Here is a 14,050-nt window from a genome sequence, read left to right on the forward strand (position 1 = left end):
CGGACGGGGTTCAGAGCCGCACCAGTCCACCGTCGGCCATGATCGTCTGACCGGTGACGAAATAGGAGTCGAGGTTGACGGCGAGCACCCGGCGCCACGTCGCGTAGTCGAGGTCGTCGATGGTCCGGAACGGGTAGATGCCGGCGTTGTTGACCAGGATGTGGCATCGGCCGAAGCGGCTCCGAACCTGCTCGCCGACCCGTGCCGTCTGGTCCGGATCAGCGACGTCGGCCCGCAGCCCCACGACCGGATGTCCCGCTTCCTCGATCAGCGCGCAGGTCTCGGCCGGTTCGTTGCGCTCGACGGCCACCACCGTGGCGCCCCGGGCGGCCAGCTGACGGCTGACGGCCTGTCCGATCCCCTGGGCGGCGCCGGTGACCACCGCGATCCGGTCCCGATGAGTCGGCGGCGGTGCGGGTGCGGTCATGACCGGTCCCGTGGCAGCTCGTGCAGGATCAACGCCGATGGGTACGCCTTGTCGTGGTGATAGGTGTCGGTGCCGACCTTCCGGCCGTACCAGTGGGTCATCGGGGCGTCGGTGACCCAGGAGTCGTGGTTGCTGATCTCCAGGCGGATCCGGTCGCCGGTCCGGGCCAGGACGGAGAACGGCAGCAGCTCGACCCGCAGCTCGTACACGTGGCCGGGTTCGAGCGGCACGGCCTCCGCGTGCGTGTGGAACGGCCGCATCGGCGTGGTCAGCTCCGGATCCTCCGCCCGGTGCGAAGCACGCAGCCAGCCCTGACTGACCTTCAGCGGCGGGCCGCCGTCGACCGGGAGCAACGAGACCTTGGCGACGACGTCGAGGTCGGTCTGGTCGGTCGACGTGTGCAGGACGAGCACCCCCTGGCCGGTGAACTCCCGGTCCCGGTCCATTTGGGCGCTGGTGAAGGTCGTGACACGAGCCACGTGGTCGGGCCGGCCGTGCTGGTCGAAGGTGGTCACTCCGGCCAGCCACCGGGGGTCGGGATACGACCAGGTGGTCCGGTCGTCGTCCGACTCCGGCTTGGCCTCGGTCAGCGAGCCGTCGTTCAACGACCGGGTCACCCCGCTGTGCGTACCGGTGAGGTGGAAGGCGGTCTCCCGCACGTGTTCGGGCGGCCAGGTGGTCGCCCGCCGATAGGCACGTTCGTTGTTCACGTAGTAACGCACGGCGGGGCGGTCCATCACCCCGTTGTCGTCGCCCTTCAGGTGACGGTCGTACCAGGGCAGGAGTTCGCGGCGGTGGAACTCCTCGTCGAAGTAGTACATCTGCGCCTGGTCGAAGGTCGGCGGATGGGTGACGAGCAGATGCTTCGGGCCGCGTACGCGTTCGAAGCCGGTGAAGTTGCCACGCAGGTGCAGACCCGCCTTGCCCCACACCCCGACCGAGAACACCGGGATGTCGACGTCGGGCAGCTCCCAGAACGGCGATCGGCGACGTTGCCAGTCGTCGTCGAGGGGGTGGGACAGCGCCTCGTACAGGAAGCGGTCCTTGCCGCCGACGGCGAAGTCGATGCCATTCGCCTGATGCTGCATGAGAACGGCGTGATAGAGCCAGTTGAGCAGGAAGCCCATCGACGGTATGCCACCGTGATACATCCAGTCGCGGTAGGCATCGGTGGCACCGTCGTACGCGACGATCGTGCGCAGATGCGGTGGCCGGGTCCGCGCGGCGTTCCACTGGCTCCAGCAGTAGTACGACATACCGATCATGCCGACCGCGCCGGTGCTCCACGATTGCTCCGCGGCGTACTCGATCATGTCGTGGATCGCCTCGCCTTCCGCTCGCGAGACCGGGTCCCAGATGCCCTCGGAGCGGCCGGTGCCGGGCACGTCCATCGCGACGTAGGCGTATCCGTGGTCGAGGTAGAGCTGGATGGGGCCGTATTCGATGAACGGAAAGATCGGGTGGGCCGGGAGGTGACGCAACGATTTCTGGTACGGCGAGGCGGCCAGCAGCACCGGGACGGGCCCGTGGCGGTCAGCCGGGAGGTAGACGTCGGCGCGGACTCGATCGCCGTCCCGGGTCGTCACCTCGATCTCGAACGGCTCGACGTTGACCTGCACCATCAGACTGCCTCCTTGCATCGGTCGAACGCGCGCAGCCGGTCGGCGATCTGCGCCGCCCCGCCCGGCCGGATCACGGCGGCGACGTAGCGGTCGGGTTTGACCAGGACGAAGCCACCTGCCGCGGATGCCAGCGCGCCCTCGAGCCGGCCGTCGGCGTCGGCGACGGCCAGGCGACCCTCGGCACAGCGCGGCAGGCGGTCGCCGAGAACGACATCGACGCGCCGGATCGGCAGCGAAAGGGCACCCCAGCCGGCGGCGTCCAGGCTCGCCCAGGCCGGCTCGGGCGTATCCACCCCGAGCAGGGCGAAGCCTTCGCCCAGCACGGTGTCGAGCAGCCCGGGACGCAGTTCGGGGGCGATGAGTACGCGTGGTTGCGGAAGCAGCGTGCCGGTCAACTCGTGGGTGTCGAGGACCAGTCCTCCGGAGTGCACGGCGTCCGGCCGAAATCGCATGTGGGTCAGGTAGCGGCGGCCCGGCGGGACGGCCAGCAGCGTACGGATCGCGGCGTCGCGGACGAGGGCCCGCCGCCGGCCAGTGGTCATCACGACCTCGCCGAGCCATCGCGAGTAGCGGACCATCGCGCTCGCGTGCGGCCGCCGCTCCGGCTCGTACGTGTCGAGCAGGCCGGCACTGGCCCGCCCGTGCCACACCTCGGCGATCTTCCAGGCGACGTTGGCGGCGTCTCGGATGCCGGAGTTGAGCCCCTGCCCGGCGAATGGCGGCATCATGTGCGCGGCGTCGCCGAGCAGCAGCCGGCGGCCGTCGCGCCAGCGGTCGGCCGTGACGGCGTTGAAGGTGTAGTTGGCCGAACGCTCGATCTGGTCCTCGGTGATCCGCCGGTAGGGTTCGAGCAGGCGGCGGATCGTGGCGAACTCGGCCGGTCCTTTGGTTCCCTCTCCCGCCCGCAGCCGGAACTCGTAGCGGCAGCGGCCGGCCCGGCCGGGAACGATGACGGTGGGCCGGTCGGGGCGGCCGTAGTGCATCCCGTACCGCTCGTCGTGGTGGTCGCCCGTGGTGTCCACGACCATCCAAAGCTGATCGTGACTGGTGCCCGCCATGCCGATGCCGCACAGCTCGCGGACCGTGGACCGGCCGCCGTCACAGCCCAGAACCCACTCGGTCGCCAGGGTGGTGGACGCGTCGCCGGAACGCAGCCTCGCCGACGTGCCGTCCACGGCCACCAGTTCGGTACCCAGACGTACATCGGCTTCCGGCCGAGCCCGGAGCGCGTCGAGCAGGACCCGTTCGAGTTCGGGCTGGGCGAACTGGTTCTTGAACGGGAAGCCGTGCCGGTACGGCTGCGGCCCGCCGGCGTGGAACAGTGGCCGGCCCTTGCGGTCGAAGTAGCGAGTACCGGTGCCGGGAACGACGATGTCCATCACGGCGTCGGCCAGGCCGGCCTGCTGCAGTGTGCGCAACGACTCGTCGTCGAGGCTGATCGCCTTGGCCTCGTCGCTGGTGGACCGGTTGCGTTCGACCAGGACGACGGACACTCCACGGGCGGCGAGCAGGTTGGCCACGGTCAGCCCGACCGGGCCGCCGCCCACGACCAGGATCGGGTGGCGGCCGCCGCTCACGGCCGGACCACCGACATCCAGATCGGTTCGGTACGGCTCTGCAGAGCCGTCACCGCCCGTACGGCCTCGGTCAGCGGGAACCGATGGGTGATGAGGTCGTCGGCGACCAGCGCGCCCGAGGCGAGCAGGCCCAGCACCTCACCGGCGTCGGTGCGGGTGCACGCGCGGGTGCCGACGACGCGCCAGCAGCCGGCCATCAGGGCTGCGACCGGCAGCGCCAGCGGCGTGGTGTTCCCGCCCATGTGCACGAGGGTGCCGCCGGTGGCCAGGGCGGCCAGCGACTGGGCGGTGGCCGGTCCGTCGGGAACATAGTCGAGCACCGCGTCGGCTCCCCGCGGTAGCAGCGAGCGCAGCGCGTGGGTGAGCCCTCCGGTGGTGGCCCACCGCGTCGGCAACTCGTCGAGGGCGATCAGGTCGGTGGGGACCGGGCCGGCCAGAGGGCGGACGGCCGCCAGCCGGGCCGGGTCACGGCCGACCAGGACGAGGCGACCGACCCCGAACTGGGCCGCGAGTTTGATGGTGGCCGTACCCATCGTCCCCGTCGCCGCAGTCACGATCAGGGTGGCCGCCGACGACAGCGCCGCGCACTTCAGCGCCCGGACCGCGTTGGCCAGGTCGTGCACCTTCGCGCCGACGTCGAAGCTGACCGCGTCGGGCAACGGGTCGACCAGCCAGTACGGGACGCGGACGTATTCGGCGAGGCCACCATCGTGGTAGCGGTCGTACAGCGGCATGGGGTCGGCGCCGAACGCGGCGTGACCGATCATCGCCTGCTGGTGGCACATCATGTCGCGATCGGTACGGCAGTACTCGCACGTGCGGCAGTTCAGGTTCGGGTGGACGCGGACTCGATCGCCCACCGCCGGCGCATCGGGCTGGTCGGCGGCCCGCTCCCCGACCGCGACCACGGTGCCCGCCGCCTCGTGGCCGAGGGTGGTCGGCAGATGCCGGAAAGCGCCGATGGCCAGCAGCTTCATCATGCCTGGGGCGAGGCCACCGGCGCCCACCTTGATCAGGACATCGTCCGGGCCGACGGCGGGAATCGGAATCTTGTGCAACTCGAGCGCGGTGGAGCCGGCACTGGCCCGCGCGGCGAGCATCAAGGTCATCGTCCGCTCCCGTCCCGCAGTTCGGCGAGTCGCCGCGGTGTGTACGGCTCGGCGGTCCGCGCGGTCGGCCCGATCTGGGGCAGCTCGGTCGCGGCGTACACCGACAGATGTTCGGTGTCCTCGGTGCTGATGCTGGTGTGGGCCAGGCCCAGCGGGACGCGCACGAAGTCGCCCGGTCCGAGCTCGACGATGCCGCGCTGTGAGACCAGCACGCGCCGGCCGCTGACCTGGTACTGGATCTCGTCCGCGTCCAGGGTCCGCTGGTAGACGACCGCTTCGCCGCCCGAGCGCCGGACACTCGCCAGCCGGAAGTGCGGCGAGCGGTAGAACCAGGTGACTCCGGGGCCGTCGGCGGCCCGCAGAACCGTCAGCCTGTCGTCGGTGGCGTGCACCTGTTCGAGCAGCAGGCGTTCGTCGACCGGGAAAACGGTGATGTCATGTTCCGGCGCGCCCAGGCATTGGGTGATCGCCTCGTTGTGCGGCGCCGGTTCCCAGCCGGGGAAGACCGGGAAGAGTGCCTCCGAGGTACGCTCCGGAGCGCGCTCCTCGGCCACCGGTGCGGGGGTGTAGAAGAGCAGGTGGCTCTCCCGACGCCCGTAGTTGTCGTGGGCAACGCCGCGCGGTAGCCGGGAGAGTTCCCCGGGCCGATGCTCGACGACGCCGAGTTCGGTCATCAGGGTGCGATCGCCGGCGATCTGGTAAGAGATCTCATCGACGTCGCAGTTGCGGTGGTAGAAGGGTTGCCGGTTGTCCATGGTCTGCCACTCGACCCGTACCCGGTCGCTCTCGTAGACGCCGCGCGGCGGAGCGAAGGGTTGCGCCACGTATTCCGGCGGAAAGTGCACGACCGCCAGCGGATCGTGGTCGCGCCACAGCTTCATCGGCAGCGGACTGTCGTGCGGCGGCGCCAGCAGGCAGTCCTCGTCGCGTGCGACCGCGCGGTCCGGCTGGTCGGTGAAAACGGTCCGGATCATTTCCTGGACGATTCCCATCTGGTCACCTCGTTCGGGCTTCGGCCGGCAGGTGGCGCTCGAGGAACTCGTACGTACGCTGCCAGGCGGTGCGGGCGGGCTGGGGGCGATACAGGTGCGGGCGGGCGTCGCAGGCGAAGGCGTGGCCCGCGCCGGCGTACACATGGCTCTCCAGGTCGACCCGGGCCCGGGTCAGCGCTGTGTCGATGGCCTTGACCTGGTCACCCGGGATGGTGGGATCGTCGGCGCCCACGTGCAGAAGGATCGGCGCGTCGATGGACGGTGCCCGGTCCACGACAGCGTGCGGGCCGGCGGCGATGCCCGGGCCGTAGAACACCACGGTGGCGGCCAGACCCGGGATCGCGGTGGCGGCGGTGAAAGCGGCCCGGCCGCCGAAGCAGAAGCCGTTGACGGCGGTACGCGCGGCGGGAATGCCCTCGGTCCCGGCGAGGTATTCGAGCGCCGCGGTCACGTCGGTGACGATGGGGTCCACCCCGATCGCCCCGATCAGCGGCATGGCTTCGTCGTGCTGCTCGTACCCCAGGGTCTCGACGCCGGTGCGATGAAACAGATCCGGCGCCAGCCCGAGATACCCGTGGGCGGCCCAGCGCCGGGTGACGTCCTGGATGTGGTCATTGACCCCGAAGGCTTCCTGGAGTACGAGAACAGCCCGATCGGCCCGGACCGGTGGATGGGCAACGTAGGCCCGCATCGGACCGTCCTTGGTGGACAGGCTCACCCACTCGGTCTTGAGGACGCGTTCAGACATCATGTGTTTCCTTCGTTGTTCCGTCCGGGAGACCGGCCCGGCGCGTCAGGTAGCGCCAGCCCGCGTCCAGTTGACTGTCGGGCCAGCACTCGGCGCGTTTGGCGCGCGCCTCGGCGGGGTTCGACCAGATGCTGACCTCGCCCGCCGCGAGCGCGGTCAGCTGAATCGCACAAGCCCGATCGAGCAGCACCGCGTGCATCACGGCCGCGGCCACGCCACGTCCCGCGGCGACCAGGCCGTGTCTGGGCATGAGGGCGGCCGGAGCGTCGGCCAGCACGGTCGCGAGGGCGTGCCCCAGCTCGGGTGTGCCGACCAGGGCCCCGGTGGCAGCGAATCGCGGCACGTCGTCACCGCCGAACAGGGCCCCCTCGTGCGACAACGGGAGCAGCGGCCGGTCCAGCGCGGCGAAGGCGACCGCGCTGTACGCGTGGGTGTGCACCGAGCAGGTCAGCTCCGCCCGCGCCCGCAGCACCTCGAGGTGGATGTGGCACTCCTTGTGCGGTTGCCCCACGCCGTCGAGTACCTCGCCGTCGAAGGAGACCAGCTGCAGGCGGGTGTCGTCGACCTCGTCGAGTCCCCAGCCGGGCGCCTTGATCCAGACACCGCGTCCGTCCGGATCGCGGACGGCTACATGTCCCCACACCATGTCGCCCTGGCCGGCGGCGGCGAGCGCGCGGGACGCTCGTACCACCAGCTCCCGAGCCTCGGCCGGGGTCATGCTCGCGGTAGTGCGTCGTAGTAACGCCGGGCGCCCGGATGCAGGGGCACCGGCGTCACGCCCATCGCCACCGGATCGAGCGGATAAGTGACGGGGCTGCGCTCCGGGGCCAGGTGCTGGTATTGCGCTTCCAGCAGGTGCCGGGTCTCGCCGAGGATCCAGGCGATCGTGTACGCGACGTCGTCGGCCAGGTCGGCCCGGGTGAGCACCAGGAAGTCGGAGAAGTCGAGTGTCCGGAAGGCCGGGCACTCCGGGAAGTGTCCCGCCTCGACCGACGACGCCGGCCAGCTGTAGTCCGCCCACAGGCCGTCGAGCACGTCCTCTTCCACCTCGAGGAAGTGCAGGTCAGGGCCGATCTCCTGCCAGGCGGGCAGCATGTAGGCCTCGTGCACGATCGCGTCGGCGCGCCCCGACCGCAGGTGGGCGAGGGTCTCGGGCGGACGCTCGTCACCCAGGATCTGCCCGCCCCAACCGGTCACGTCGATGCCGGAGCGGCTCAGGACCTCCTGCGCCGCCAGGCCGACGTAGTTGATCCCGTCGTTGACGGAGGTCGCGAGGGTCAGCGCGGGCTTGCGCTCGCGCCACTCGGCGAACGAGGTGATGCCCAGGGATCTACGGACCCCGACCACGAGCCGGTCGCGTTGCGGAATCACGCCCAGCGCCCGCAGGTCGGGGAAGGGCTCCCCGCCGAACACACCGCGACCCGCCAGCGCCGCCGTGGTGAACGCGACCGGGGTGGTCATCGCGATGTCGACCTCACCACGGCCGACCGCGCGAACCGAGTCGCTGAATCCACGGCCGTTCCAGATCGCCACCCGGGTGAACGGGCCGCACCGGTCGGTGAGCTCCTGCGAGATCCAGCCGCACACCCGGTGCAGGTTGGCGGTCCCCCAGTCACCACGCAGATGCAGGGTCAGTGATCGGCCGATGACTGGGCCTTCTTGCTGCGACATCGAGGTCTCCCGTCCTGTTCACATGCTTCTCCCGCAGGCAGACGTTGGACGTCTCACCCAGGCCTTCGATCACCGTGCGCAGGTGCTGCCCGTCCCGGAGGAAGACTTTCGGGTCGCGGCCGTCGCCCACCCCGCCGGGCGTGCCGGTGCAGATCAGGTCGCCGGGCAGCAGGGTGATGATCTCGCTGATGTACGCGACGATCTCGGCGATTCCGAACAACAGATCCGAGGTACGTGAGCGTTGCATCACCTCGCCGTCGACCTCACACCGAATCTCCAGGTCGGGCTCGGCCCCGCCGAACTCGTCCTCGGTGACCAGTTCCGGTCCTACCGGCGTCGTCGACTCGAACGTCTTCCCGGCCAGGAACTCCCGGGTGCGGCGCTGGTAGTCGCGGACGGTCACGTCGTTGACGACCGTGTAGCCGGCGACGTGACCGAGGGCATCGCACCGGTCCACATGGCGGGCCGGACGGCCGATCACGACGCCGAGCTCGGCCTCCCAGTCGACCTGGTCGCTCACCTCCGGCAGGACGATGGCGTCGTGAGCGCCGATCAGCGCGCCGTCGTATTTGGCGAACAGAGTCGGATAGCGCGGAGTGTCGCGCCCCATCTCCGCGATGTGGGTGGCGTAGTTCAGGCCCAGACAAACGATCTTGTTGGGCCGGGGCACCAGCGGCGCGAACACCGCCTCGAGAACGGGCACCCGCTCATCGCCGTCCGCGCTCGCCGCGCTGGCGGCCAGCACCGCGCCCACGTCGGGGTACGGCAGCAACAGATATTCGTCGCTCTCGCGGCGCGCCGCCCGCGTTCCACCCCGCACTCGCAGCGTGGCCAGTCGCATGGTTCCCGACCCCTTTCGTCGTTGACGGGTCAACGAAGCCGACCGTACTCTTGTCTCGTTAGTCGCGAAAGGTGTTTCAATAAATAGGACATCAGGAGGATGCGTCATGGCGATCACCGGACTGGGACACACCGGGCTGTGGGTCTACGACCTGCCGGTCATGCGGGACTTCTACGAACGCGTGATGGGCCTTACCGTCACCGACCAGGACACCGACATGGGCATCGTCTTCTTCAGCGCCCGCCCCGCCGAGGAGCATCACGAATTCGTGCTGCAGACCGGCCGGACCTCGGCCATCGGCGAGAAGCAGCAGCACCAGATCTCCTGGCGGGTCGCATCGCTGGACGACATCCGCGCGTTTCACCGCAGGTTTCAGGACGAGGGGGTTCCGGTGCAGCAGGAAGTGACCCACGGCAACGCCTACGGGATCTACTTCTTCGACCCCGAAGGCAACCGCAACGAGGTGTACCTGCGCATCGAGAAAGACGTCAGGCAGCCGTTCCGCAAGTCGATCGACTTCGGTCTGGAACCGGACGAGATCCATGCCGAGGCCGAACGCCTCCTCACCGACGGCGGCGACGCCTACCAGCCCGCCCAGTAGCGGCTGGTAGCTTTTTCGCATGTCAGGAACCGCGCCGCGGGAAACAGGAACTAATCCGGGCTACCGCGTCCGCAATTCGACGGCCGACCGAGCCCTCGACATCCTGCTGCTCTTCGACGACGAGCGCCTGACCATCTCGGCCAACGAGGTGGCCGGCCACTTCCAGGTGGCCCGCTCGACGGCCTACCGCTACCTGGAATCGCTGACCTCCAACGGCTTCCTCGAGGAGAACGGGAACGGCGGCGGCTTCCGGCTCGGGCCGCGGGTGCTCGACCTGGCCCGCCTGGCCCGCCGCGGCGTCGGCCTGTCCGACCTGGCCCGGCCGGTGATGCGCGATCTCGCCGCCCGGACCGGCGTCCCGGTGCTGCTCACCCGCCGGTCCGGCTCCGCCGTCGTCTGCCTGGAACGAGAGGAAGCCAAGCAAGCGCTCCGGCTGTCGTACGAACGCGGCGAGGTCCTGCCGATCAACGCCGGCGCCGCCGCCCTCGCCCTGCTCGCCTGGGTCCCCGAGTCCGAGCTGGACGAACTGCTCGCCGCGCCGCTCACCCGGTTCACCGGCGCGACCTGGACCGATCCGGACCGGCTGCGAAGCCGCCTCGCCGACATCCGCGCGGCCGGTTTCGCGATCAGCCGGGGCGAACTCGACCCCGACGTCCTCGGCGTGGCCGCACCGGTGCGTACCGAGGACGGCCGCGTCGTCGCCGCCATCAGCATCGCCGCACTCTCCCACCGCGTCACCGACGTCGATGTCGAGCCGTATGTCACAGCGGTCCGCGAAGCCGCCGCGACCCTGTCCACTCAGGTCGCCCGCGTCGGCGACCGATGACCCCGCCGATCACGCCGCTCAGGCGCAGGTCCGGGACGCGGTAGAACACCCGTCAGCCGTCCGGGTCGTCGCGCGTCCGCATGCCCTCCCAGAGCAGATCGACGAGTTTGACGCTCTCGGCCTGCCGGGCGTCGTCGGACTTCATCAGCATCAATCCGTGGAGGGCCCGCAGGACCGTCCGGGCTTCGATGTCCGCGCGGACGGTGCCCGCGGTGATGTTGGCGGCGACCAGTTCGGTGACCGCTCGGGTGATCCGGTCGAAGATGCCGTCGTGGTCGTCGCTACCGGCCAGGCGCAGGGCCCGGGCGAGTCCGCGCTTGGTCGCCATGTAATTCGCCAGGTGCTCGGTGACCCAGACCCGGAAGGCTTCCGCGGGTTGGTACCGCCGCAGCAGGGCCGGCACGACGCCGACGAGGTCCTCGACCTCCCGCTCGTACACGGCCAGGACGAGCGCTTCGGGCGTCGGGAACTGGCGGTACACCGTTCCGACGCCGACCCCGGCCTGCCTGGCCACGGCGTTCAGGGACAGGTCGTCGCCCTCGGCCAGCGCCACTACGGCGGTCTCGAGGATGCGCGTCCGGTTGCGCTGCGCGTCCGCGCGCCTCTGTTCCGGCACCCCTGCCTCCCGTTTCGTCCCCGCTGAGAAGCCAGCGTAGCGGACGGCGGTCCGTCCGTCGTTGCGTAAGCGGATAACTATCCGGTACGGTTCGACGCGTACCGGATAATAATCCGCTTCGGTGAAGGCAGGCATCGGTGACCATGACACCCACGGCAGACACAGGCGCGAACCCCGTCGGCAGCTGGATCGGCGGCGAATGGAACCACGGCGGCGAGGTGCTCGAATCCCTCGACCCGTCGACCGGGGAGATCATCGGCAGGTACCACTCCGCCGGTGCCGCCGAGGGCGCGGCCGCGATCGCCGCGGCCCGGACGGCCTTCGACACCACCGACTGGTCGCGTGATCCGGGTCGCCGTGCGCAGGCGCTCCTCGAACTCGCGGCCGCGCTCGAGCGGGACGCCGGCGAGATCGCCACCATGATCGCGCGGGAGAACGGGAAGCTGCTCTGGGAAGGCCGCGCCGAGGTCGGGCTGGCCGTCGAGGCGCTCCGGATCAACGCCGCGCACGCCCGGTTGCAGGTGTTCGGGCAGGCCGTCGAGCAGCCGGGCGGCGTCTACTGGCACAACGTGCCCGAGGCGGTGGGCGTGGCCGGCATCATCTCGCCCTGGAACGGCCCGGTCCTGCTCAGCGTCCGGTCGTTCGCGGCGGCGCTGGCGGCCGGGTGTACCGCGGTGGTGAAACTGCCCGGCCAGACGGCGATGATCAACGCGCTGCTGGCGCGGACGACCACCTCCCTGCCACCGGGCGTGCTGAGCATCGTCACCGAGTCCGGCAACGAGGTCGCCCCGATGCTGGTCGGTTCGCCGGACGTCGACGTCGTCAGCTACACCGGCAGCACCCAGGTCGGTCGCTCGGTCGCGGCCGCCGCGGCGGCCCGGGTGAAGCGGCTGAACCTGGAACTCGGCGGGAAGACGCCACTGGTGATCTTCGAGGACGTGGACGTCGACGCCGTCGTACCCATCCTGGTCTTCGCCAGCACCTTTATGAACGGCCAATTCTGCGGTACCGGCGCCCGGGTGCTCGTCCACCGCGACCTCGCCGACGTCCTCCGGCCCCGGTTGACGGCCGCCCTGGAAGCGGTCCGCGTCGGGCCCTCCCTCGACCCCGGCTCGCAGCTCGGCCCGCTGATCGACAGGGCCGCCGTCGCGCGGGTCGACCGGATCGTCGAGGAGGCCGCGGCGTACGGCAAGATCCTGGTTCGGGGCGGCGTCCCCGACGACCCCGACCTGGCCGGCGGTGCCTTCTTCCGGCCGGCGCTGATCGAGGTCGATGATCTGGACACGCCCCTCGTGCAGTCCGAGGTATTCGGCCCGGTGCAGACCTTCGAGGTGTTCGACGACGAGGCCGACGCGATCCGCCGGGCCAACGCGACCGAGTTCGGGCTGGCAGCGTCGGTGTTCTCCGGCGACGACCTGCGGGCCCGCCGCGTCGGCCGGCACCTGCGGGTGGCCAACGTCTGGCTCAACACCTGGGGCCTGGGCAGCCAGCTGATCGCCGGTGACCCGGTCAAGCAGAGCGGTCACGGCAGCGCGTCCGGCGCGGCGGTGGTCGAGAGCTACCAATACCTCAAACGCTACGGCACTGCCGAAGCGCGCCGCTGAAAGGAGCTAGCATGCGCATCATCGCGCTCGAAGAACACTGGTGGACCCAGGACCTGTTCCAGACGCTACGGACGATGCCGGCCGGTACCCGCGACGCCGGGCTCGACTTCTTCGAGCTGGACCTCTTCGCCGGCCGGAACATCGAAAGCAGCCTCGAGGAACTGGCCGATGATCGGCTCGCGGCCATGGACGAGATGGGCGTGGACGTACAGATCCTGTCGGTCGGACCCCCGGCCACGCAGAGCATGCCGGCCGCGCAAGCCCGGTCGATGGCACGCGATCTCAACGACCGGGCGGCCGCGGCAATCCGTGCCCACCCCGACCGGTTCGCGGCGTTCGCCACTCTCGGCTTCGACCCGGTCGTCGACCTCGTCCTCGCCGCCGGCGGCTGGGGCTGGCACATGGAGACCCGGCTAGCCGCGCTGCGCCTCATCCTGCGCGGAACGTTCGACCGACACCCCACCCTCAAGCTCGTCCTCGGCCACTGGGGGGAGATGCTCCCGTTCTGGATCGAACGGGTGGACGCCCTGCTGTCCAGACCAAACCTGGACCGCAGGATCATCGACTACGTCCGCGACAATCTCTACCTCACCCCGTCCGGGATGTTCCACCAGCACCTCCTGCAGCGCGCTCTCGACCTCGTGGGCCCCGAGCACATCCTGTTTTCCGTCGACTACCCCTTCCACCTGCCCACCGGCGGAGACGCCCGGCGTTTCCTCCACGACGCCGACCTGTCCACCGAGCACAAGCAGCTCATCGCCCACCAGAACGCCGAACGGATCCTGCACCACCCATCCGCCGAAACAGCAGGCCAGGGCCATTGGTAGTCAACGACCCTCGACGGCGCTCGCGGAATCTGAGGTTGCCCGGGATTCTCGCGGACGTGCCGTAGCTTGGCGCGATGCCAGGCGCCAGCCACGAAGCTGCGCCGGTTGCGGTCTGGAGCAGACACAGATCGGTCACCACGGGTACCGGACCCAACACCTCCGGCTCGACACCGGGCGGCGGTGGAGTCGCCGGACCTCACCCATACGGCCGAGGCACACGCCGCAGCGCCGATGGGAATGGGGCCGTCGGAACAAACGGCCGCGCCCGGCGACGCGCCGACGGTGGCAACCGCCGCCGTAACCGAACCGGCGGCCACACCCAGCGTCGCCGTGACCGACCCGGCGGACGCGCCCCACCTTGCCGTGACTGATCCGGCGGCCGCGCCCCACGTCGCCGTGACCTACCCGGCGTCGGGCGAGACCCCGCGCTGAACCCCGATCTCTTGCGGTATTTCTACGGTTGGTTCAGTTTTGCCTGAATGAACAGCGCGAACGCGAACGGTTCGCGGCGATCCGCTACGACGCTCGGCTCGGCATGTCCATCCGCGCTCTCGCCACCAAGCACCACGTCAGCCGCCGCACCGTCAGC

General features: G+C 70.1%; 14 protein-coding genes. 4 read left to right on the forward strand and 10 right to left on the reverse strand.

All coding sequences use genetic code 11. The annotated features are described in order from the left end of the window. Positions 1-10 precede the first annotated feature (10 nt). The 9 genes from ACGFIO_RS37590 to ACGFIO_RS37630 are packed head-to-tail and all read right to left on the reverse strand — an operon-like array spanning position 11 to position 8,987. Positions 11-427, reverse strand: coding sequence for an SDR family NAD(P)-dependent oxidoreductase (locus ACGFIO_RS37590; RefSeq protein WP_392834311.1), 417 nt, complete (start codon positions 425-427; stop codon positions 11-13). Then, positions 424-2,049 (reverse strand): CocE/NonD family hydrolase, encoded by a 1,626-nt coding sequence (locus ACGFIO_RS37595; RefSeq protein WP_392834314.1) that lies wholly within the window; start codon positions 2,047-2,049, stop codon positions 424-426. Before ACGFIO_RS37595 ends, ACGFIO_RS37590 begins: the two co-directional genes overlap by 4 nt. Beyond that, on the reverse strand, positions 2,049-3,626 hold the full coding sequence (locus ACGFIO_RS37600; protein ID WP_392834317.1) for a bifunctional 3-(3-hydroxy-phenyl)propionate/3-hydroxycinnamic acid hydroxylase: 1,578 nt from the start codon (positions 3,624-3,626) through the stop codon (positions 2,049-2,051). Before ACGFIO_RS37600 ends, ACGFIO_RS37595 begins: the two co-directional genes overlap by 1 nt. Further along, the gene (locus tag ACGFIO_RS37605) at positions 3,623-4,735 is read right to left on the reverse strand and encodes an alcohol dehydrogenase catalytic domain-containing protein (RefSeq protein WP_392834319.1); all 1,113 of its coding nucleotides are present in this window, start codon (positions 4,733-4,735) and stop codon (positions 3,623-3,625) included. The genes ACGFIO_RS37600 and ACGFIO_RS37605 overlap by 4 nt, the downstream gene beginning before the upstream one ends. After that, entirely contained in the window at positions 4,732-5,727 is a 996-nt protein-coding gene (locus tag ACGFIO_RS37610; RefSeq protein WP_392834321.1) for a hypothetical protein, read from the reverse strand. Before ACGFIO_RS37610 ends, ACGFIO_RS37605 begins: the two co-directional genes overlap by 4 nt. Positions 5,728-5,731: 4 nt before the next feature. Further along, positions 5,732-6,475: a dienelactone hydrolase family protein gene (locus ACGFIO_RS37615; RefSeq protein ID WP_392834322.1), complete on the reverse strand. Its 744-nt coding sequence runs from the start codon at positions 6,473-6,475 to the stop codon at positions 5,732-5,734. Beyond that, a complete protein-coding gene (locus ACGFIO_RS37620; RefSeq protein ID WP_392834325.1) occupies positions 6,468-7,193 on the reverse strand; it encodes a class II aldolase/adducin family protein in 726 nt (241 codons plus the stop codon). The genes ACGFIO_RS37615 and ACGFIO_RS37620 overlap by 8 nt, the downstream gene beginning before the upstream one ends. Further along, the gene (locus ACGFIO_RS37625; protein ID WP_392834327.1) at positions 7,190-8,146 is read right to left on the reverse strand and encodes a TAXI family TRAP transporter solute-binding subunit; all 957 of its coding nucleotides are present in this window, start codon (positions 8,144-8,146) and stop codon (positions 7,190-7,192) included. Before ACGFIO_RS37625 ends, ACGFIO_RS37620 begins: the two co-directional genes overlap by 4 nt. Beyond that, a complete protein-coding gene (locus ACGFIO_RS37630) occupies positions 8,088-8,987 on the reverse strand; it encodes a fumarylacetoacetate hydrolase family protein (RefSeq protein WP_392834329.1) in 900 nt (299 codons plus the stop codon). The genes ACGFIO_RS37625 and ACGFIO_RS37630 overlap by 59 nt, the downstream gene beginning before the upstream one ends. Positions 8,988-9,093: 106 nt before the next feature. Here ACGFIO_RS37630 and ACGFIO_RS37635 point away from each other — a divergent pair, with 106 nt between their 5' ends. Together ACGFIO_RS37635 and ACGFIO_RS37640 are read left to right on the forward strand one after the other, a co-directional pair. Beyond that, positions 9,094-9,588 carry a VOC family protein gene (locus ACGFIO_RS37635; RefSeq protein ID WP_392834331.1) on the forward strand — a complete coding sequence of 165 codons (495 nt, stop codon included), beginning with the start codon at positions 9,094-9,096 and terminating at the stop codon, positions 9,586-9,588. 19 nt (positions 9,589-9,607) lie between these two features. Further along, positions 9,608-10,414: an IclR family transcriptional regulator gene (locus tag ACGFIO_RS37640; RefSeq protein WP_392834334.1), complete on the forward strand. Its 807-nt coding sequence runs from the start codon at positions 9,608-9,610 to the stop codon at positions 10,412-10,414. A gap of 52 nt (positions 10,415-10,466) precedes the next feature. On the opposite strand, the gene ACGFIO_RS37645 is transcribed toward ACGFIO_RS37640, so the two are convergent. Continuing rightward, on the reverse strand, positions 10,467-11,030 hold the full coding sequence (locus ACGFIO_RS37645) for a TetR/AcrR family transcriptional regulator (protein WP_392834337.1): 564 nt from the start codon (positions 11,028-11,030) through the stop codon (positions 10,467-10,469). Positions 11,031-11,173: 143 nt separating this feature from the next. Between ACGFIO_RS37645 and ACGFIO_RS37650 the strand changes: the two genes are divergently transcribed. Beyond that, positions 11,174-12,634 (forward strand): aldehyde dehydrogenase family protein, encoded by a 1,461-nt coding sequence (locus ACGFIO_RS37650; protein ID WP_392834338.1) that lies wholly within the window; start codon positions 11,174-11,176, stop codon positions 12,632-12,634. An 11-nt stretch (positions 12,635-12,645) separates the two neighbouring features. Beyond that, complete coding sequence (locus ACGFIO_RS37655; protein ID WP_392834340.1) at positions 12,646-13,461, forward strand: amidohydrolase family protein; 816 nt, start codon at positions 12,646-12,648, stop codon at positions 13,459-13,461. Positions 13,462-14,050: the final 589 nt, after the last annotated feature.

Origin of the sequence: Actinoplanes sp. NPDC049265 (genome assembly GCF_043197135.1) — a bacterium.
Classification (GTDB): Bacteria; Actinomycetota; Actinomycetes; order Mycobacteriales; family Micromonosporaceae; genus Actinoplanes.